The 310-nt window shown below is 73.9% G+C and carries 1 pseudogene; it reads right to left on the bottom strand.

Annotated features, from left to right (window positions below):
- A pseudogene (locus H5965_RS46025) lies at positions 1–310 on the bottom strand (hypothetical protein); the annotation flags it as partial.

Consider the following 310-nt stretch of genomic DNA (forward strand, 5'->3'; position numbering starts at 1 on the left):
GTGCTGGCTGAAGTGCTTGCCGTTGAAGTCCAGGTCGATGTCGAGGTCGAAGTCCTGGCCGCCCGGAGCCTCCACAGTGGACTCACCGGGGGTCAGGTTGGTGTGGATGACGACCTCGTCGGCGTGCCCGGCCGCCGGGGCGGGGATCGACGGCGCGGGCGCGGGCGCGGGCACCGAAGGCGTCGTCGCCGGGTGGTCGACGGGGATCCAGCTGGTCGCGGGCGTGGCACCGGTGGCACCGGCGCCGCTGGAACCGCCGCCGGTGGCGAGCGCGGGCGGGGTGTAGTCGGTGAACGAAGGCTGCTGCGGG

This window comes from Amycolatopsis sp. 505, assembly GCF_031625235.1.
Lineage (GTDB): Bacteria > Actinomycetota > Actinomycetes > Mycobacteriales > Pseudonocardiaceae > Amycolatopsis.